The following is a 20474-nucleotide window of genomic DNA, read 5'->3' as shown; positions in this document are numbered from 1 at the left end:
TTTGCGATTCAGTTGAACAGTTAATAATTAGAGGACAACTGTTCCGTTATCTGTGACAAAAAGGGGTGATTTGAAAAAATAGAGGACATCTGTTCCGCTAATTAGCAAAAACAACCCTGATTTTCTCAGGTTTTAGGTGAATAAGGTCTCTGTTGTCCGCTAAATTTCGGAAGTTTAGGCTTTTAACTCTCTGGTGTCCGATATGCAGTGTACTTGGATATGTGGGGAGGAAATGTCGAATATTGCGCGGGAAATAGGCGGATAATTAGGTCTAAAGGTTTATTTTGTTAATTAATGAAGATAACCGAAGGAAAAGTGAAAAACTTGTCGAAAAATATAGGTATGCAATTATTGGAGGTCTAACGTCTTATGCACCCATTTGGAACACAGGCTTTGTTGAATATAATCGTGAGTATCGTTTTTCTCGCTGTATCCTGGTGGGCGTTACAAGCACTCAATTTTGAAAGGTTCATTAAAAGCGGGCGGGTCTTCCAAGCCCAATTATTGATGATTTTACTGACAATCGCGCTTGCCTCACTTTTAACATCGTTTTTCATGAATTATTTGTCCTGGTCGACACAGTTGAAATATCTGTTCTAAAAGAAACGAATGAATGATGAGAAATTACTGCCAGTGAACGTCGGAGTCGATCCATCCATGTGCAAGTATACAGCCTTGCGGATCGACTGGTAAGGGAGTGAATTGTAAAGGGAGTTAATTTTTACACTTAAAGAAAGTATAAAAATTCTTCAGTATAAACGAACCATTTAAAGACGAATACATAATGAAGATTGTCGAGGGATGAAGACAGGCTTTTTGTCGCATCTTGACTACATCTTCCATGTATGAACCTCTCTCTCATGGAAACAATTGTAATGAGAGAGGAGTGGGGAATTATGAAACAAAAATTCATACTATTCGGAATGTCGTTGACGATTTTGCTTGCATGTTTTTCAGGTGCCGAGGCGAAACAATCCACATGGTCTGATCAAGAACTTTTGGATATAACCCGCGTTATGGAGCAGTCTGACATAACGATCAAGGGTTGGTCATTTTATGGTAAAAACAAATATGGTTTTGTTTCAGATTTTACAGGGTATGTATCGTTAATAGAAAGCCTGCAGGCAAAATCGCCAAACTTCCGGTGGGAGAAGATTGTCGAAAAAAAAGAACATTGGAACGTAACAGGGCATTATACGAATCCATATGGTATTGAAGAGAAAGTTTCAGTGTTTGCTTACCCCCACAAAAATCAGTACATGGCGTACATTATTTATTATGTTCAGGGGAAGTCCTGGGACCCTGAAAGTTGGAGAGCTTTCAAACCTGAGTATAGGCACAAAGTCCAGCTGTTTCTAGGGGAGAATGCGAAAATTTATACTTGTGTTGAAGGTGTGAAATCTGATAAAATGAGTATTGTTTTGCAAAAATTGGCGAAACAACTCGTTCAGTCATTTGACGCATCCATAATTGAGACATTAAACGAAGAGACATTTCTGTCCCTATCAGCATATACTGACGAATGGAAGCCTTCAATCCAAACAGATCGAAAACGGATGAACCTGCAAATTGGACTCCGGAACAGCGGAATAGGCGGAAAGACAACCATAACAATTGGAACACCGATAATTACGACTGAATATTAATATATAAATTGGACGCGGAGGGGAATTATCTTGGAAAAAATCATCGTCCGTGGTGGTAGGCGGTTAGAAGGCTCCGTCAGAGTAGAAGGGGCTAAGAATGCCGTACTGCCTGTCATCGCAGCATCGATTTTAGCTAGTAAAGGAACAAGCACTATTTCGGAAGTGCCAGCACTTGCCGATGTTTATACGATAAACGAAGTATTACGCCATTTGAATATTGGCGCTGAATATTCGAATAATCAAATAAATGTAGATGCGACACGCCCATTGAAGACAGAAGCACCTTTTGAATATGTTCGTAAAATGAGAGCATCATTCCTGGTGATGGGCCCATTATTAGCAAGAGTCGGGATCGCACGAATTGCTTTACCAGGAGGCTGTGCAATCGGATCACGTCCGATCGACCAGCATTTAAAAGGCTTTGAAGCCATGGGAGCGGAAGTTAAAATCGGAAACGGTTTTATCGAAGCGAAAAAGGAAGGACGCTTACAAGGGGCTAAAATCTATTTGGATTTCCCAAGTGTAGGTGCAACTGAAAACATCATGATGGCAGCTGCCTTAGCAGAAGGCACGAGCATCATCGAGAATGTAGCGAAGGAACCTGAAATCGTTTGTCTTGCAAATTACCTGAACGCAATGGGAGCTAAGGTATACGGGGCAGGTACAGGCACACTTCGTATCGAAGGTGTAGAAGAAATGCATGGTGCTGAACATCAAGTCATCGCTGACCGTATTGAAGCTGGAACATTCATGGTTGCGGCTGCAATCACTGGCGGGGATGTGACGATCGAGAACGCACAAAATGAACATCTGACACCGCTTGTATCAAAGCTACAGGAAATGGGCGTCTCTATTACTGAAACAGAAAATGGTGTGCGTATCATTGGACCTGAGAAGTTGAAGCCGGTTGACATCAAAACGATGCCGCATCCAGGTTTTCCAACTGACCTTCAGTCGCAAATGATGGCTCTATTATTAGCAGCTAATGGAACAAGTGTCATTACGGAAACAGTTTTTGAAAATCGTTTCATGCATGTGGAAGAATTCCGCCGTATGAATGGTGATATTAAAATCGAAGGTCGTTCTGCAGTGATCAATGGACCAGCAAAACTTCAAGGTGCAGAAGTAGCAGCGACAGATTTACGTGCTGGAGCAGCTCTTATCCTTGCAGGTCTTATTGCAGACGGATACACAAGAGTCACAGAACTACAACATTTAGATCGCGGATACGTTGATTTTTCCGGAAAATTAGCAGCACTAGGGGCAGACGTAGAACGCGTGAAAGAAGAAACAGAATCGATCACAAACGAAAATCAAACACAAAACTTAAAAGCCAAGGCATAATATATCTACTTATAAGAAAGTCGTCTTCCACAGGAAGGCGGCTTTTTTGGTTGTGCAAGGCATATTTTTGTTTTTGAAAGCCACTAACTTTAGAATGAACAAATTAATCGGAAAAGTGAACAAAATAACTTCCAAAGTGAACAGAAAAACCTTGAAAGTGAACAGATTTATCAAGGAGTGAATAGATTGTCATTGAAATAGTGCATCAGGGCCCTGGAGTGATTTTGTGCATTTATTTTTATTCTTGAAGGAAGGTCTTCGAAACTTGGGCATGTGAATTTGCGGAAACTTTGTTTGATCTCATGTTCGTGTATTCGGTGGTTTTATGAAGGTCCTGTTCACGTTCTTCAGTTCTAAAAGGTTGTCCAAGCCCATAAGCTATACTAACTTTGAAATTTTGGGGGGGCTGCCAATGAACCAAATACGATTTGGAACACCATTTTATCTCTTCATAATTGGACTACTTACATTCATACTCTTACTCCCGAGTTTGATCGTCATGCCTTTTAAAAATGATGTTGAGCAAAGTACATCACCTGGAAAGTTGGAAAAGGCAGAAACCGAAGCTCCGATTGTTTTAAATTCAGAAGTTGATGTTTCTGTTTATAAAACGTCTGCTAAAAAGATTGAAACATTACCTCTTGAAGACTATGTAAAAGGGGTCGTAGCGGCTGAGATGCCTGCAGACTTTGAAATTGAAGCCCTGAAGGCACAGGCATTGACAGCGAGGACGTATATTATAAAAATGCTTCTGAATCCAGCTGATATGAATCTGCCCGAGGGAGCCGACGTGACGGATGCGGTCATCCATCAGGTATTTAAAAATGATCAAGAACTACAGAAAGCATGGGGCAAGGATTATGAGTGGAAAATGAAAAAGATTACACAAGCGGTGAAAGAGACGGAAGGAAAAATCATCACCTATGATGGAAAGCCGATCGATGCATTATTCTTTTCTACTAGCAATGGGTTTACGCAAAACTCTGAGGATTATTGGTCGAGTTCGTTTCCGTATTTGCGAAGTGTAGAAAGTCCGTGGGATAAAGATTCACCGAAGTATTTCCATCAACAAGCGTTTCCGGTTGATGTCGTGGAATCGAAGCTGAATGTGAAATTGGCCGACGAAGATGGAAAAGTCGGAAAAATATTGAGCAGAACAAAAGGAAATTATATTGATACGATTGAAATTAACGGCAAGAAAATGAGCGGAAAAGATATTCGCGTCGGGTTGAATCTCAAATCCTCAGATTTTACGATTCTCAGAAAAGGCGATGAAGTGATCTTTCAAACGCGCGGCTATGGCCACGGGGTCGGCATGAGCCAGTATGGCGCCAACGGAATGGCCCAAGATGGCAACAACTATAACCAAATCGTCAAACACTACTACAACGGCGTCGAAATCACCGACACCCAGGCCTACACAAGTAAACTCACCGCATCGAACTAATGTCGCTTCGGTGCCAGGCACGACAATTTCACCCTACAGCTCCAACGAGTTTGAGACGGTGCCTGGCACCGAAGCGAACCCCTTGGGGCTGTTGAGGTCTCAAATGGTGCCTGGCACCGTTTTGAATCCCTAGTGCTGCAATGACTTTGAAAGTGTACCAGGCACCGCCAATAGATGCTACTGTCTTTTGAGGCAGTGGTATTTTTGTGTGGTTTTACTAGTGTATCACCCAGTGCAACTTGTTACTTTCCCCTGTTTGTCGAAATAATATTCAGAAAAAATTTACCGGAATGTATATATTTTGAAAAATGTGCCAACAATGTTGCTGAGGTGATGCAAAATGAGAGAAGAAGAAAAACAAAAAAATCCTCTTAAGGCAAAGTGGTACAAAAAGAAGCGTTGGGTTTATCCGGCAGTATATCTTGGGTTTGCAGCAGTGATTTTGGCATCTGTCCTTTGGTATCAAAATAGCATTGGAGATAAGCTGAATGAAGAAGCTGATCCAATCGGTTTTGAAGACCAAGATTCAGTACCAGTAATGTCAGACTCAGAAGTACTTAAGTCACCAGTTTCAGATGATGTCACAGTTCAAAGAAAGTTCTATGACAGCAAAGCATCTGAAGCAGAACAAGAAGCAGCTCTCGTATTCTATAATAATACCTACTTCCAGAATAAAGGAATCAACTATGCGACTGAGAGCGGTGAACCTTTTGATGTAATGGCAAGCTTGAGTGGTAAAGTTGTAGATGCTGGTCAGGATCCACTAGTAGGATACTTCGTCCACATCGAACACGATAACGGTGTAATGACGCACTACTCTAGCCTTGAAAACTTACAAGTTGAAAAAGGTGACACTGTGAAGCAAGGTGATGTCCTAGGAACAGCAGGTATGAGCCTTCTTGACAAAGAAGCACAAGTACACGCACACTTTGAAGTACGTAAGGATGGCGTAGCAGTCAACCCAGAAGAGTACTTCAATAAAACAGTCACTGACATTCCTGCTCAAAAGCAAGAAGTCAACGAAACTCTTACTGATGAAGAAACAGATGCGGACGCAAAAGAAGAAGCTGATGTAGACTCTGATGAAGAGAACGCAAACCCGTCAAGCGAAACCCAAAATGATGACGCTCAACCACAGGAAAACTCTGTCGAGGATGAAGATCAATCAGGCGCTTAAAACCACTAAAGCGTCAAAACAAATAAACACTAGACAAGCTCTGGAGAAACTCCAGAGCTTTTTTCTTTTTACCTCGGTGCCTGGCACCTTCAGCGAAGCGTTGGGAGAGAAGGATTCCGAAAGTGTACCAGGCACCGAACAGGAACCCAAGCGCAACAAGGGTTTCGAAAGTGTACCTGGCACCGATTGAAACTCCTTCTGCGGCAAGGCTTCGTAATCGGTGCCTGGTACAGCCTAAGGTACAGCCTAAGATAGGGCAGCCAAAGGTGCAAGTTTGACGTTTTTTCACCTGTGAAAAGGGGAATGGGGTGGACATCGAGAATTACTGGTTAGAGGTTGTGAAGGGAGAGTGTTCGTTCATGTATACAGGGAAGATTCCGAAAGATTTGGTAGCTACGTTTTCTATTGTCGGTTTTGATCCAGAAACAGACGAACTAGGTATCGCGGTTCAGTCGAAGTTCATCGGTGTGGGATCTGTTGTGCCATGGGCGAAAGCGGGTGTCGGGGCGGTGGCGACACAGTCGTTCGCCAACACGTCATACGGTCCGAAAGGTCTTGAGCACATGGCGTCGGGTAAGTCTGCTGAAGAAACAATCAGGTTATTGACGGAAAAAGATGAGCAGCGGGAGCTTCGCCAGGTCGGAGTTGTTGATGCGAAGGGGAATCCCGCGACTTTTACGGGTAAGGATTGCTATGATTGGGCAGGCGGCCGTACGGGTAAACATTATGCAGCGCAAGGGAATATCCTCGTCAATCAGGAAACCGTCGATCAGATGGGTATGGCGTTCGAGAACACCACAGGGACCTTAGCTCATCGCCTTCTCACTGCCCTCAACGCTGGCCAGCATGCTGGTGGGGATAGCCGTGGAAAACAGTCGGCAGCCCTCTTGATCGTCAAAGATAAAGGCGGTTACGGCGGCTATAATGACCGTGCCATCGATCTTCGTGTCGACGACCACAAGGAACCAATCAAAGAATTGATCCGCATCCATCACCTGCATCAGCTTTATTTTTCACGCTCAAAAGAAGAGAACATCGCCGAGATAAAAGGAGATGTATTCCGTCAGCTTGCTTTTGAGCTCGAGCGACTTGGCTATCTTGAAAGAAGCGATGAACATTCAGAGGATGCCGTCCTGGACGCCTTACGCGTGCTCGTCCATCAGGAGAATTTTGAAGAACGCGAACAGAAGCGAGGCTACATCGACCTTGAAATCCTCGACTTCATGAAAAAAGCGCAATAATAAAAATCCAACAGAAAAAGCGGAGGGCCTCCAAGCCTTCCGCTTTTTCACTATCAAGCTGTTACATTTTCCTCTAGCGCATGAACACTGACCTTCACATCAAGCTTCTGGACACCTCCGTGATAGACCCCCTTCAATGGAACGATATCTCCATAATCCCGACCGACCGCAACACGGATATGCTGATCTTTTACAAGTACGTTATTCGTCGGGTCGAAACCGATCCATCCGGCTGTCGGAAGTTTTATCTCCACCCAGGCGTGTGTGGCAGCATCACCACGCATGGCTGAATTTTCACCGATATACAGATAACCGCTCACATATCGGGCAGGGATTCCGCATGACCTGCATAACGAAAGCATCAGATGGGTGTAATCCTGGCAGACCCCGACCTTATTTTCAAGTGCTTCCGAAGCGGTCGTGTTCACCGTCGTCGACCCAGGTGTGTAGGTGAAGGTATCGTAAATATACTTGTTGACCAGTTTTACGAATTCGAAGGGATCATCGCATTGCTTCCATAACGGTTCGGTAATTTCCTTACAAATCTCATCAGGAAGCGTCGTGTACTCCGTCTTCATCAAAAACTCGGCATACTGTTCCTTGAATGTCTGTGAAAAGAGTGCGTCCCTCATCTGGGGGCTGAACGAATAGGCTTCCTTGAAAGCATATGGATCGATCATCACTTCAGATGTCGTTACGAGCAAAAGCTCATCATGGTCCTCCCATGCATAGAACGTCTCCACGTGGTTGCCCCAATAATCGTAATGGACATACGACGGGACGTTCGGGGTGATTTCTTTTTTAAAAGAAATGCATTCCTGTTTCACGTCATCAATCGGCTTAAGCCGGAATTGATTGATGCTCTGGCTCACTGGTTGTTCGTATGTGTAATGTGTATGCTGGGTGACCCTGTATTTCATACGCCCACTTCTCCAAGATAGTAGGTTTTATTGATCAAACGACCGAGCTGAAAGCAATCGGACTGGAACTTTTGTAAAAATTGATGGATATCCTCAGTAATGACGTCAATGACGGTCATCGTTTTAAAGTCCTGGCGCATCTGGGCGATCAATTGATGGAGATCCTCCGAGTAATGCTCGATTTTACCGTTCTCAAGCTCCTGGAACACGTTGTAGACCTGCTCAAGACAGTAATTGATCGAACGTGGGAAAGCCTCATCAAACAATAGAAACTCGATGACACGCTCACCGGTGATGAACGGATGGTGCTTTTTCAAGTAAGCCTCGTGCCCGCTGACAGATTGCAGGACGGCGAACCAATGGCGGTAAAGTGATGGATCGTTGTGCTCCGGATCTTCAGAGCGGTAATAGTAGATATTGAGAATGCGGGACGTTTTTTCGGCACGTTCAATGAATTTCGCCATCTTGATGAACAGATAAGCCTCATCAAACGATAACGTCGCTTCAACCATCCCCTGGAAAAGGGCAGACTGGCGGATGATCATCTGGTAAAAATCATCGATCGTATCAACCGTCCAGTTTTCATACTTGTATTGTTTGACCTCCCAATAGAAGGAATTCATCATTTCCCATAATTCCTGCGGGATGATTTCGCGGATCGCCCGTGCATCCTCCCGCGCCAGTTTTACACAATTCAAAATCGAGTTCGGATTGTCGGTCGAGAACGACATGTAATCCATGACGGACCGAGCATCATACAGATCGTAGCGCTTTTCGAATTCCTCGTTAGCGCCTACAATTGATATCAACTCATCCCAGTGGTTTTCTTTATGCTCGATGCTGCCGATCAGGCGTACAGAAATAAGCCGGGCGGTATTTTCTGCACGTTCGATATTGCGTGACATCCAGTATAGTGAATTCGAAACTCTGCTAAGCATGCTTGTCCCTCCTTAATCGGTCATGACCCAAGTATCTTTTCCGCCGCCGCCCTGCGAGGAATTGACGACGACCGAACCTTCCTTCAGTGCAACCCTTGTCAGACCGCCTGGGAAGACGTGTGGATGCTCCCCGTTGAAAATGAATGCACGGACGTCGATGTGGCAACCAGCGAATTTTTCCCCTCTAAAAACAGGAAGCCGTGAGAGATTGACCATTGGCTGTGCAATGTAGTTGGCTGGATTCTTTTCAATCTGGATCCGGTAGTCTTCCCGTTCTTTTTCGGTTGCATGTGGACCGATCAAGAGATTATAACCCCCTGAACCGTCCGTCTGTTTTACGACGAGTTGATCGAGATTTTCCAGTACGTATTTGCGTTGTTCTTCATCTCGTAAAAAGTACGTCTCGACATTGCGGATGATCGGCTCTTCGCCGAGGTAGTAGCGGATCATGTTCGGCACATAATGATAGATGGCTTTGTCATCAGCCACACCGTTTCCAATCCCGTTACTGATGGTCACGTTGCCAGCACGGTAAGCATCGAGCAGACCGGCGACACCGAGCATGGAATCAGGACGGAACTCGAGCGGATCGAGAAAATCATCGTCAATACGGCGATAGATGACGTCGACGCGTTTCAGCCCCCTCGTCGTTTTCATATAAACGATACGGTCGCGGACGAGCAAATCACGTCCTTCAACAAGTTCAATGCCGAGCTGCTGGGCTATGAAACTATGATCAAAATAAGCAGAGTTATAGACACCAGGTGTAAGAAGTACGATGTTCGGATTTGAGACATTGTTCGGCGCGATGGAAGAGAGAGCGTCATGGATGTGCGTGAACTGGTTTTCGAGCGAGACAACATCATAGTCCTGGAAAAAGTCAGGGAATACGTGACGCATGACGTAACGGTTCTGGAACACGTAGGATAGCCCGGACGGATTCCTGAGATTGTCTTCGAGGACGCGGAACTCTCCGTTCTCGTCTTTGATCAGATCTATACCAGCCATAAATATATGATTTCTTCGTGGAACTTTGATTTTCGTAACCTGGGGATAAAAGTATTTACAGGTGACGACGAGTTCTCGGGGAATGAGGCCGTCTTTCAAAATCTGCTGGCCATTATAAACGTCGTCTAAAAATAGGTTAAGAGCTTTGACACGTTGTATGAGACCCTTTTCGAGCTGCTGCCATTCGTCCTTCGGAATGATGTTCGGGACAAAATCGAAAGGGATCGTACGCTCCGCACCCTGGTCGTCGTTATAGACGGTGAAGGTGATACCCTGTCTGAGGAAGTTCTGCTGAGCAGCTTCATGGCGGGCTTGCAGTTCATCCTCGGGAAGGGCGGATAATCGATCATAGAGGGTTTGATAATGCGCACGCGGCTTCCCTCTTTCCTGGAGCATTTCATCAAAGAATGAATCGGTTTCATAAGTTTTGAACATTCAATGTCCCCTCCCGTTATTATGTTCTTTTGTTTTTTTTGTTTCGGTGTTGGAATTTGGCTCGAATGTTTGGACACGGTTGTGACTCGATGCAGCTATGTAGTCAAAATGTTAGCGGGAAATTTATTCGAAAATTCTAACATTTCAAGAATACACTATAGAAATCCCTTTATCAAGACAAGAAAAACACTAATACTGTCGAACGATGATGAATCATTAAAAGTTTTAATACAAGAGCAAAAAACCTGTATGAAAACCGCAAAAAATAGTGTACCAGGAACCGATCACGAAGCCCTGTCGGAGAAGGGATCCGAACCGGTGCCAGGTACACTTTCAAAAGCGTTGCCGGAGAAGGGATCCGAACCGGTGCCAGGTACACTTTCAAAAGCGTTGTCGGAGAAGGGATCCGAACCGGTGCCAGGTACATTTTCAAAAGCGTTGCCGGAGAAGGGATCCGAACCGGTGCCAGGTACATTTTCAAAAGCCTTGCAGCACAAGGGATCCGAAAATGTACCTGGCACCATCTCAAAACCGTTGCGGCTCAACGGTGGAATTGTCGTGCCAGGCACCGAACGCCGAAGTGATGGCACCGGACAAATAAAATTTTCTAACTTTTCGTACATTTTATTGGCTTGTTTGTGAGCGATGGACACTGTGCGGCAAGCGTTTTCAAGGGCTGTTTCAATAAAAAGTAAACAAATTCCCTTGTCCCACTTGACTTTTAGGTATATAACCACATCCCTAATAATAAAATGTTACAAAACGAACTTTAGGGGACCGCGATGAGAAGTCTAAGTAAAGCTGCGTGCGAGCTTAGCAGTCATTTTGTTCATAGGGGGAAGATGACAATTTAACATTTCGCAGCCTAGATATTGAAGTCTCATTTCGCACCTCTTACATCCAATTTAGGGAGGCGAGTGGTGTGCACGATTACATCAAAGAACGAACCATCAAGATAGGCAGGTATATCGTGGAGACAAGAAAAACCGTTCGAATGATCGCGAAGGAATTCGGTGTTTCGAAAAGTACTGTCCACAAAGATTTAACTGAACGATTACCTGAAATCAACCCGGAGCTGGCCAACAGTGTCAAAGAGATTTTGGAGTACCATAAATCGGTACGACATCTCCGCGGGGGAGAAGCTACTCGGGAAAAATACAAAAAATCGACCGAAAAGGTGGTCAATTAATTTTTGGGTAGTGATTAAGTACTATTTTTTGACAAATTTTGTCCCTATTCTACACAAACTATGGTACACTTATAAAATGGATGAACTACATAAATTTAACAAATCATACTACCAATAGAACTAGTCTGAAATAGGGAGGATTTACCGCATGTTTTCTAGAGATGTGGGCATTGATCTGGGTACCGCCAACGTACTCATTTATGTGAAAGGACGGGGGATTGTCCTCGATGAACCATCAGTCGTGGCCATCGACAATAACCTGAATCGGGTTTTAGAGGTTGGTGAAGCAGCTCGAAGAATGGTAGGGCGAACTCCTGGAAATATCGTCGCAGATAGACCATTGAAAGATGGGGTGATCGCAGATTTCGAAATGACTGAAGCGATGCTCAAATATTTCTTGGATAAGATTAATGTAAGGGGGCTGATAGGCAAGCCGAGAATCTTGATCTGTACCCCGACAAACATTACGACTGTTGAACAAAAAGCGATCCGTGAAGCTGCTCAAAAAAGTGGAGCAAAACACGTATTTCTTGAAGAGGAGCCGAAAGTTGCTGCGATTGGTGCTGGTATGGACATTTTTCAACCATACGGGAACATGGTCGTTGACATAGGCGGTGGGACATCAGATGTTGCCGTTCTATCCATGGGCGATATCGTCACCGCCTCTTCGATTAAAGTGGCGGGGGACAAGTTTGATCAGGACATCCTTCAATACATAAAACAGAAGTACAAGCTACTTATCGGAGAACGGACCTCTGAGAGCATCAAGATCCAGGTAGCGACGGTCTTTCCAGGAGCTCGTGACGAAGAGATGGATATCCGCGGCCGAGACATGGTCAGCGGTTTACCACGCAACATCACGATCGGATCTGCAGAGATAGAGGAAGCGTTGAATGAATCTGTCCATTCCATTGTGATGGCTGCGAAAAGCGTACTCGAAAAAACACCTCCAGAACTTTCAGCTGACATCATCGACCGAGGAATCATCCTTACGGGAGGCGGTGCGCTTTTACATGGAATCGAACAGCTTTTTGCCGAAGAATTGAAGGTGCCGGTCCATGTTGCGGATGACCCGCTGACTTGCGTGGCACGTGGAACGGGCTTGATGCTCGAACATATCGACAAGTTACCGAAGCAAAAAACGTCTTGAACGAGCGACTGAATCTATCAATGAAAACTAGCATTTTGCGCTAAGGCCTGGCAAATCCCAAGTTATATTTAAAATGGACAAGCCAAAGCACTGTAGTTGCTTGAAAAATCGAAGGAGGAGAGCAGCATGTTTCGAGGATTTTACACAGCGACGTCCGGAATGATCTCGCAGCAGCGGCGTCAGGATTTATTGACGAACAATCTAGCAAATGCCAATACACCCGGATTCAAAGCGGATCAGGCTTCACTTCGCGCCTTTCCACAAATGTTGTTGAGCCGTCTCGGAGAAACGAACGTAGGAGGGCACTCGATTCCGACGAGTAAGCAAGTTGGACCGCTTGCGACAGCTGTTTACATGCAGGAAACGATGCCGAATTTCCGACAGGGTGACCTTCAGGAGACCGGAAATAACCTAGATGTTGCTCTTCTTCAAGGCGCAGTCCCAATCAATGAGGAGACCGGAGTGCAAGGTGCTTTGTTTTTCACTGTACAAAATGAAGAAGGTGCGACCCGCTTGACGCGGAACGGGAATTTTTCACTGGACGCGAACGGAAATCTCGTAACGAGCACCGGTGATTTTGTGCTGGATACGGAAGGGAATACGATCCAGGTCGACGGTTCTGATTTTACGATGGATGCTAATGGTAGGATCATAGAGGCTGGCGCTCAGGTGAACGTCGCGCTGATCGAAAATCCGAATCTACTAGAAAAAGAAGGCAACGGCCTTTTCGTGGCAGGTAATGAAGACACGATCATTCCGGCCGTAGGGAACCCCGAAGTTTCCTTTCAATTGAAACAAGGATTTGTTGAGCGCTCGAACGTAGATGTCGAACAGACGATGGTAGAGATGATGAATGCGTATCGGACATTCGAAGCTAACCAGAAGGTTTTACAGGCATATGATCGGACGATGGAAAAAGCATCGAATGAGATTGGTAGACTTGGCTGATTTTAAAAGATTTGCTATAGCAGGATAGATTTCAGGAGGTAGAAAGATGAATCGATCGATGATTACGGCTTCTGTATCAATGGGGCAGTTGCAGCACCAGTTAGACACGATTTCAAATAACCTTTCCAATAGTAATACATATGGATTTAAGAGACGCAATGTGCAATTCGCGGATTTACTTGTACAGGAGATGAATAACCAGCCGAATCGGAAAGCAGAAGATGGCCGCTTGACACTGGATGGGATCCGTCTTGGAAGTGGGGCGAGGGTTTCAGGGACAGCTCTTCGCCTGGAACAAGGTAGCGTTGTCGAAACAGGCAGAACACTGGATGTTGCCTTGTTAAATCCAAATGTTATGTTTCAAATTGCGAAAAGACTTGAAAATAATGTCGAAATCATTGAATATACAAGAGAAGGGTCTTTTTATGTAACACCTGTAGAAGGAAACCCTGATCAACTACAACTTACTGCTGCGAATGGGGATCGCGTCATGGGCGAAGACGGCCCGATTGAGGTGCCCGCAGGTTTCAATTCGATTTCGATCAGCGGAAATGGCACGATTCAAGCAAAAATGCCGGATGGTACGGTCGTTGATGCGGGCCGTTTGGCTTTGGCTGAAGTTGTTCGTCCGCAGTTGTTGGAATCGTCAGGTGATAACCGATTCAGAGTCGATCCTGGAACTGCGGTTGGACAAGCTATCGCACAAGTGGACCAGGGTGAAGGTTTGATCCAGCAAGGTGCGTTGGAACAGTCCAATGTCAACGTCGCGCATGAGATGACGCAACTTTTAACGACACAACGTTCGTATCAGATGAACGCCAGAGCGGTTACGATGGCTGATCAGATGATGGGGCTTGTGAATACCATTCGATAAGCAGGGTTAATGGGGAGTTAACATGATTCAAAAAAATACAGAAGCCAAAAATGAACGATCTTCTTTAAGACAAGCATTTAAGGCGAGTAAAAATAAATTAATGAAAATCACACCAAAGAAGAACGAGGAAAGCTCGCCTTCTTCACGGGAAGAACGCAAGCAACAGAAAGCCGAAGCAGAAAAGCTGCGCGTGCGTCTCGTGCCGATCTGGCTGCGATTGATCATCGTCATTCTTCTGTTTGCACTATGTCTTGCAGGCGGACTCGCAGTAGGATACGGCGTAGTCGGAGACGGGGAAATGATGGACGTTTTCAAAAAAGACACATGGCAGCACATCATCGACATCGTCAAAAAAGATTCATAGAGGGAAATTTGAATAAAAATATGCTCAGAAGCCCGTTGGGAGCGGAATGCCACCGCTCCCAACGGGCTTTTAATTTGGGGAGGTACCACGCTGAAGTCGGTGTTTCCGCTGATGCCGGTGCCAGGCACCAACCGAGAAACCTTGTGGGAGAAGGGGTTTAGAACGGTGCCAGGCACCAACTGAGAAGCCTTCAGGGAGAAGAGGTTCAAATCGGTGCCAGGTACCAACTGAGAAGCCTTGTGGGAGAGGGGATCCAAAACGGTGTCTGGTACAGAAATTGAAGAGAAAAGGTACATAAATGTATTGGAGTAGGGATTTCGTGCGAAAAATCATTTCCATATTTATCTATTTATCGGTATAATGATGGTAGTTTCCTCTTTTTTCGACATCTTCGGAAACTCCCTGTAAATTACCCTCTGAACTGCTGAAGATCCACGATAATCAAATATTTTTAAGGAGTGACGCTATGCCTCGAAAGCCAAGGGTATGGTATCCGGGAGCGGAGTATCATATCACCTCGCGTGGTAATCGAAAGACCCCACTTTTTTACGACAATCAAGATCGCCAGAAGTACATGAAATTCCTCAGTGAAGCCCGCACAGAATTCACCTTCGACCTCTATTCCTACTGTCTGATGACGAACCACATCCATCTGCAATTGAAGACCCACTACTCATCTGCCACCCAAATCATGAGAAAAATCCACCATCGCTATGCCCTCTACTTCAACAAGAAATATGAATTCGTCGGTCATGTGTTCCAGCAACGATACGGCGCAAAACTCATCGAATCACCCAACTATCAAATGGATGTCAGCAAATACATTCACCTGAATCCCGTGAAAGCCGACCTTGTCGCAACACCAGGCGCCTACGAATGGAGCAGCTACCGGACCTATGTCGATTTTCATAGACTCCCCAACGTCAATCCCTATCCTGTCCTCGCTCATTTTCCATATCCTCAGAACATCCAGTACCAGAAATTTGTCGAAAAAGATCCAACCTCATCCATCACCGGAGACAACCTAGAAATATCCCTCCCATAGCGACGCCACCCAGGATTTATTTTTCAAAGACGTTTTATGCTATGATAGGGAAAAGAATGCACTACATAGGAGGATTTACATATGTTGAACATTGATGAAATCAAAGCGATCATCCCGCATCGCCACCCAGTCTTACTGGTAGACAAGGTATTGGAAGTGGAAGAAGGCAAACGCGCAATCGGACTAAAAAATGTAACCGCTAACGAAGACTTTTTCAACGGACATTTCCCAGAATACCCTGTGATGCCAGGTGTTCTGATTGTCGAAGCGCTTGCTCAAGTCGGAGCGGTCGCCCTTCTTAAAAAAGAAGAAAATCGGGGACGCTTAGCCTTTTTCGCAGGAATCGACAAATGTCGTTTTAAAAGACAAGTGCGTCCTGGCGATCAATTACGTCTTGAAGTCGAACTGACACGTGTCCGTGGATCGATGGGGAAAGGGACAGCTGTCGCAACTGTCGATGGCGAAGTCGCTTGTGAAGCGGAAATCATGTTTGCGTTAGGTGACAAGAAAGAAGAATAAGCTATTAAAAAGGGAGTTTTGCTGATGAAAATTTGGGACATTTCTCAACCATTGAAGGAGGGAGTGCCAACTTGGCCTGGCGATACTCCCTTTTCTTTTAAATTGAACTGGACCAAAGAGGAAACAGGCTCAGTCAATGTTGGCAGTCTGACGTTGAGCACGCATACCGGAACGCACGTGGATGCACCGTTCCATTTTGACGACCATGGCAAAAAAATGTTGGATTTGCAGCCTGAGCTTTATGTTGGTGATGCGCTCGTCGTCCATTTGGAAGACCGTGAAATGATTAGGCCAGAAGACCTTGAAGGCTATGATCTAGGGGCAGTGGAACGATTGCTGATCAAGACTGGTTCCTGGACTGACAGAAGCAAGTTTCCGGAGTCGATCACCTATCTTTCAGAAGAACTTGCCCCATTTTTAAAAGAAAAAGGCATCCGTTTGATCGGGGTAGATGTGCCTTCCGTCGATCAGGTAGATTCGAAGGATTTGGCAGCGCATCACAGCTTGTTGAACAACGACATCCATATTCTCGAAAGTGTCGTGCTCGATGAAATTGACGAAGGGATCTATGAATTGATCGCCTTGCCACTGCCGCTCGAGGAATCCGATGCAAGTCCGGTCAGAGCCGTTTTGCGGAGAATACTATAATCCAAAAAATGTTAAGCTGATGTTAGCGTGATGTTAAAAACGTAAGGAAACCTTATGCATTCCGTAAAATCACCCAATTTTTCCGGAAAATGCTCTATATTGTAAGTAGCTGGTACACAAACCAGCACAAAACTTGCGATACAAGGAGTGGTTACCGTGAACAAAGGTTTTCTCGCTAAACTAGGCTCTGCATTATTCGCAATTATGTTGATCACAGCATGTAACGGAACAGAAGAAGAACCAACGAATGAAGAACCGACTGAAGAGGAAACGAACACTGAAGAAAGTGAAGGTGAATCTTCTGAATGACGGTTTTGATTATAAATTGAAAACGTAGGCACATGTCCTGCCTCCCTAACCCCTCATCGGAGCTGCTCCAACGCAGCTCTATTTTTTTGTGCATTTAAAGAGTGTACCAGGCACGACAATTTACCCCTTGGTATCACTGGGTTCGTGAAAAGTGCCAGGCACCGATTCAAACACCTTGGGAACATTGACTTCTTGGTCGGTGCCTGGCACCCGAATAGGAACCCGAATAGACGATATCTTTTGACTTAGTTGATGGTTATTGCTACTTTTTGAATTAAAAGGAGGCTGTTTAATGAGTAGTGTTCATGATTTTTCAGCTAAGTCGATTTCAGGAGAAGAGAAGAAGTTAGCCGATTACAAAGGGAAAGTACTACTGATCGTCAATACAGCAAGCAAATGCGGTTTTACGCCTCAGTATGAGGGCTTACAGCGATTGTATGATACATATAAAGACGATGGGTTTGAAGTACTCGGCTTTCCCAGCAACCAATTCATGAATCAGGAACCCGGCTCTGAAGTAGACATCCAGGAGTTCTGTAAACTCAATTATGGAGTAAGTTTTCCAATGTTCAGTAAAGTGGATGTCAAAGGTAGTGAGGCTCATCCTTTATTCAAACATCTGATAAAAGAGGCACCTGGTATGCTTTCTGATCAGGTTAAATGGAATTTCACCAAGTTTCTCGTCAATCAAGAGGGCAGGGTAATCAACAGGTACGCCCCTCAAACCAAACCTGAAAATATTGAAGAAGACATTCAAAAATTACTGAGTCGGTAAATTACTGCTAGACGAGTCAACTGTGCTCGTCTCTTATTTTATTTAAACTCGCTATGAAAAAGTTCCAAACCAGGACAAAATAGTAATGTGTAAAGGGACTACAGACTTAAGGCAATCCCAAAATGATGGAAACGCAAATAATGAATATAGCCCTTTGGATATAGGTCATTTATCCTCAACACAAAAAAATTCCCGATTAACGGTCTTATATGGTCGGTTGGTACTAGATATTTTCTGAAAAAACAGGTAATATTTACTTGGAAAAATAATGTCGAATTCTTGTATAATAAAACTAATTAAAGCAGATAATGGCAAAGCTATCGAAAGGTAGTGACGCAAAGCTAAAGGGACTAACGGTTTATACCTATGTCAGCCAGTTGCCTAAGTATCAGACATACATACATAACTTGGACCCCCTGAGTGGGTACGGCAGCAAATTCCTGGGTTGAACGTTACATACAGCCTTGGCAATCTGCTTTTTTTATGGAAAAAAGAACAGAGGGGATGGAGAACATGATCAAAAAATGGATCGCAACGATCAGCGCAGCTTCACTTTTGCTTTTTGGAGCAACACCAGCTGCATTTGCAAACACAGACGAGTCTACACCAACAGTAGATGTGTCTGAGGGATCAACTAATGAGGAAGAAAGCACAACTGGAGAAGGTACTGAGGAAGAAACCACAGAAAGCGAAGAAACTACTGAAGAAACAGAAAATGAAGATTCAACTGAAGAGGGGGCTGAAGAAGAAACAGAAGAACCGTCACTACTTCCTGGGGATTTTTTCTACTTTGTAAAAACAATGATCGAGAATGTACGTCTAGCGGTAGCTTCAGATGAATATGAAGAAGCGAAAATTTTAGCAGAGATTGCAGCAAACCGTATTGCTGAAGCGAATGCTCTTTTTGCAGCAGGTGAAGAGGAATTGGCCCAAGAGACGCTTGAAGAAGCGTTGAAAGCGCAAGAAGCTGCGATGGAAAAAGCAGAGGAAGAGGAGTCTTCAGAAGAAACTGAAGAAGGTACAGAGGAAGAAGGAACTGAAGACGAGACTTCTACCGGTGAAGAAGTGAAGGAAGAAGAATCAACCGAAGAAGAACCAACAGAAGATGAGGAAACAACTGAAGAAGGAACGGAAGAGGAAGAAGGTTCCGAGGAGGACGAACTTCAGGCAAAATTATCTCATAACATAGATGCACTTCTAATGGCTCTGACACATGTGAAAAATCCGAATGCTCAAGCTTCTTTGATGAATAACATCCAAAAGGCTTTTGCTAAACTTGATAAAAAGATTGCAAAACTTGAAGAGGGATACGGATTAGACGGTGATCAAGAGGAAGAAGTTGAAGGCGAAGAAACTGAAGTGACCGAAACTAAAAAAGAGGCTGCAGCTGAAGAAGCAGAAAAACAAGCTGAAAAAGCTGAAGAAGAAGCAGAGAAACGAGCTGAAAAAGCTGAAGAAGAAGCAGAGAAACGAGCTGAAAAAGCTGAAGAAAAAGCAGAAAGACAAGCTGAAAAAGCTGAAGAAAAGGCCGAAAAAGCTCAAGAAAAAGCTGAAAAAGCTCAAGAAGAACGAGGAAAAGGTAAGCAAGATAAAGAACGAGGAAATAAAGACAAACACGAGAAGGATCGCGGAAAAGGTAACCAAGGAAAAGGTAATGGAAACGGCAACGGCAACGGAAGAAATTAACACCGTTCAGTCAGTTGAAAAAGAGAGAACTCCACACAAAAATTGTGGAGTTCTCTTACATTTATCAATACTACCCGCGTACCAGGCACCGAACAGAAAGCCAGTGGTAGCAAGGGATTTCAAACGGTACCAGGCACCGAACAGAAGGCCGGTGGTACCAAGGGATCTCAAACGGTACCAGGCACCGGGGATTGACACCGTCATTGGAAACGTCTTTTTCATCCCTGAGATTTTACACCGATAATCCTCCACCGGAGAGCGGTTGTTTGAAGCTTGTCCTTTTCATGAAGGTTGCTTTGACTCGTTTTGATTTCAATAAGTATGGGACCAAAACCAGGCATGAGACCAATGAGCCGATCTGCTGTCTATAGGTTTGGGTTTTGATGTATACAAGCATTTCTTCAGATATCGGAAGTGAGCTGAAGATCCAGCTGGTCATGAATCCATCGGCAACCGAAAAAATTGCCACGCCAACTAAGAAATAAATCATGTATTTCGGAAAAGAAGGGCTTCTATTGAACAGCAGCCACAACGCGACAAACGACAAAACAACAATCCCATAATCCACGGCTGCCCCGACGAAAAAGGTGGGTGCAAACCAAGCGTGATACATCGCATTCCCAGGTTCCGTCAACAAGCTCCATGCTGGTGTGTCATAAACTGTCACATAGCTTTGATAAAGGGCATAGAGACGAATGATCGGGACGAACAGAAGACCAGCAACAATCAAAATCAACCATCCAGCGATTCCTTCGTGTTTAGATCCCATAATGATCTCCTTTCGTTTTCCTTAATCTGCTATTTAATACCC

At 44.6% G+C, this 20474-nt stretch carries 23 protein-coding genes and 1 riboswitch; of the genes, 19 read left to right on the top strand and 4 right to left on the bottom strand.

Features of this window, described 5'->3' with window-relative positions; genetic code table 11:
• Window positions 1-369: 369 nt before the first annotated feature.
• The 7 genes from N8M93_RS08600 to N8M93_RS08570 all read left to right on the top strand — a co-directional run bounded on the left by N8M93_RS08600 (window position 370) and on the right by N8M93_RS08570 (window position 6855).
• Window positions 370-600, top strand: coding sequence for a DUF1146 family protein (locus N8M93_RS08600; protein ID WP_221567271.1), 231 nt, complete (start codon window positions 370-372; stop codon window positions 598-600).
• A 296-nt stretch (window positions 601-896) separates the two neighbouring features.
• Window positions 897-1646 carry a YwmB family TATA-box binding protein gene (locus N8M93_RS08595; protein WP_261131007.1) on the top strand — a complete coding sequence of 250 codons (750 nt, stop codon included), beginning with the start codon at window positions 897-899 and terminating at the stop codon, window positions 1644-1646.
• A gap of 30 nt (window positions 1647-1676) precedes the next feature.
• Window positions 1677-2990, top strand: a complete 1314-nt coding sequence (gene murA, locus N8M93_RS08590; RefSeq protein ID WP_261131005.1) for a UDP-N-acetylglucosamine 1-carboxyvinyltransferase — start codon at window positions 1677-1679, stop codon at window positions 2988-2990.
• A 412-nt stretch (window positions 2991-3402) separates the two neighbouring features.
• A complete protein-coding gene (gene spoIID / locus N8M93_RS08585; RefSeq protein ID WP_261131004.1) occupies window positions 3403-4437 on the top strand; it encodes a stage II sporulation protein D in 1035 nt (344 codons plus the stop codon).
• 340 nt (window positions 4438-4777) lie between these two features.
• Window positions 4778-5614, top strand: coding sequence for a M23 family metallopeptidase (locus N8M93_RS08580; RefSeq protein ID WP_261131002.1), 837 nt, complete (start codon window positions 4778-4780; stop codon window positions 5612-5614).
• The gene (locus tag N8M93_RS08575) at window positions 5592-5804 is read left to right on the top strand and encodes a hypothetical protein (protein ID WP_261131000.1); all 213 of its coding nucleotides are present in this window, start codon (window positions 5592-5594) and stop codon (window positions 5802-5804) included. The genes N8M93_RS08580 and N8M93_RS08575 overlap by 23 nt, the downstream gene beginning before the upstream one ends.
• Window positions 5805-5973: 169 nt before the next feature.
• Complete coding sequence (locus N8M93_RS08570) at window positions 5974-6855, top strand: DUF1028 domain-containing protein (RefSeq protein WP_261131446.1); 882 nt, start codon at window positions 5974-5976, stop codon at window positions 6853-6855.
• Window positions 6856-6908: 53 nt separating this feature from the next.
• On the opposite strand, the gene N8M93_RS08565 is transcribed toward N8M93_RS08570, so the two are convergent.
• The 3 genes from N8M93_RS08565 to N8M93_RS08555 are packed head-to-tail and all read right to left on the bottom strand — an operon-like array spanning window position 6909 to window position 10156.
• Window positions 6909-7775: a transglutaminase family protein gene (locus N8M93_RS08565; protein WP_261130998.1), complete on the bottom strand. Its 867-nt coding sequence runs from the start codon at window positions 7773-7775 to the stop codon at window positions 6909-6911.
• Window positions 7772-8713, bottom strand: a complete 942-nt coding sequence (locus tag N8M93_RS08560; RefSeq protein WP_261130996.1) for an alpha-E domain-containing protein — start codon at window positions 8711-8713, stop codon at window positions 7772-7774. The genes N8M93_RS08565 and N8M93_RS08560 overlap by 4 nt, the downstream gene beginning before the upstream one ends.
• Window positions 8714-8725: 12 nt before the next feature.
• The gene (locus tag N8M93_RS08555; RefSeq protein WP_261130994.1) at window positions 8726-10156 is read right to left on the bottom strand and encodes a circularly permuted type 2 ATP-grasp protein; all 1431 of its coding nucleotides are present in this window, start codon (window positions 10154-10156) and stop codon (window positions 8726-8728) included.
• Between the two features lie 108 nt (window positions 10157-10264).
• Here N8M93_RS08555 and N8M93_RS08550 point away from each other — a divergent pair, with 108 nt between their 5' ends.
• From N8M93_RS08550 to N8M93_RS08495, 12 genes are all read left to right on the top strand, one after another.
• A complete protein-coding gene (locus tag N8M93_RS08550) occupies window positions 10265-10798 on the top strand; it encodes a hypothetical protein (RefSeq protein WP_261130993.1) in 534 nt (177 codons plus the stop codon).
• A gap of 280 nt (window positions 10799-11078) precedes the next feature.
• On the top strand, window positions 11079-11345 hold the full coding sequence (spoIIID, locus tag N8M93_RS08545) for a sporulation transcriptional regulator SpoIIID (protein WP_221567262.1): 267 nt from the start codon (window positions 11079-11081) through the stop codon (window positions 11343-11345).
• Between the two features lie 148 nt (window positions 11346-11493).
• Complete coding sequence (locus tag N8M93_RS08540; RefSeq protein ID WP_261130989.1) at window positions 11494-12495, top strand: rod shape-determining protein; 1002 nt, start codon at window positions 11494-11496, stop codon at window positions 12493-12495.
• Between the two features lie 126 nt (window positions 12496-12621).
• Window positions 12622-13443: a flagellar hook-basal body protein gene (locus N8M93_RS08535; protein ID WP_261130987.1), complete on the top strand. Its 822-nt coding sequence runs from the start codon at window positions 12622-12624 to the stop codon at window positions 13441-13443.
• A 46-nt stretch (window positions 13444-13489) separates the two neighbouring features.
• Window positions 13490-14317: a flagellar hook-basal body protein gene (locus N8M93_RS08530; RefSeq protein WP_261130985.1), complete on the top strand. Its 828-nt coding sequence runs from the start codon at window positions 13490-13492 to the stop codon at window positions 14315-14317.
• A gap of 22 nt (window positions 14318-14339) precedes the next feature.
• Complete coding sequence (locus tag N8M93_RS08525; protein WP_261130984.1) at window positions 14340-14681, top strand: DNA-directed RNA polymerase subunit beta; 342 nt, start codon at window positions 14340-14342, stop codon at window positions 14679-14681.
• A 466-nt stretch (window positions 14682-15147) separates the two neighbouring features.
• The gene (locus N8M93_RS08520) at window positions 15148-15726 is read left to right on the top strand and encodes a transposase (RefSeq protein ID WP_261130981.1); all 579 of its coding nucleotides are present in this window, start codon (window positions 15148-15150) and stop codon (window positions 15724-15726) included.
• A gap of 81 nt (window positions 15727-15807) precedes the next feature.
• Window positions 15808-16245 (top strand): 3-hydroxyacyl-ACP dehydratase FabZ, encoded by a 438-nt coding sequence (gene fabZ, locus N8M93_RS08515; RefSeq protein WP_261130979.1) that lies wholly within the window; start codon window positions 15808-15810, stop codon window positions 16243-16245.
• Window positions 16246-16269: 24 nt separating this feature from the next.
• Window positions 16270-16893 (top strand): arylformamidase, encoded by a 624-nt coding sequence (kynB, locus tag N8M93_RS08510; RefSeq protein WP_261130978.1) that lies wholly within the window; start codon window positions 16270-16272, stop codon window positions 16891-16893.
• Between the two features lie 156 nt (window positions 16894-17049).
• Entirely contained in the window at window positions 17050-17202 is a 153-nt protein-coding gene (locus tag N8M93_RS08505; RefSeq protein WP_261130976.1) for a hypothetical protein, read from the top strand.
• 292 nt (window positions 17203-17494) lie between these two features.
• Window positions 17495-17977, top strand: coding sequence for a glutathione peroxidase (locus N8M93_RS08500; protein WP_261130975.1), 483 nt, complete (start codon window positions 17495-17497; stop codon window positions 17975-17977).
• Between the two features lie 300 nt (window positions 17978-18277).
• A riboswitch (cyclic di-GMP riboswitch) is annotated at window positions 18278-18362 on the top strand.
• Window positions 18363-18490: 128 nt separating this feature from the next.
• Window positions 18491-19663, top strand: a complete 1173-nt coding sequence (locus N8M93_RS08495) for a DUF5667 domain-containing protein (protein WP_261130973.1) — start codon at window positions 18491-18493, stop codon at window positions 19661-19663.
• A 232-nt stretch (window positions 19664-19895) separates the two neighbouring features.
• Here N8M93_RS08495 and N8M93_RS08490 read toward each other — a convergent pair whose 3' ends face one another.
• The gene (locus N8M93_RS08490) at window positions 19896-20432 is read right to left on the bottom strand and encodes a DUF2569 domain-containing protein (RefSeq protein WP_261130971.1); all 537 of its coding nucleotides are present in this window, start codon (window positions 20430-20432) and stop codon (window positions 19896-19898) included.
• Between the last annotated feature and the right edge of the window lie 42 nt (window positions 20433-20474).

Source organism: Bacillus sp. Marseille-Q3570 (genome assembly GCF_946151055.1).
GTDB lineage: Bacteria > Bacillota > Bacilli > Bacillales > Fictibacillaceae > Pseudalkalibacillus.
This window is presented reverse-complemented; position numbering and strand designations above follow the sequence as displayed.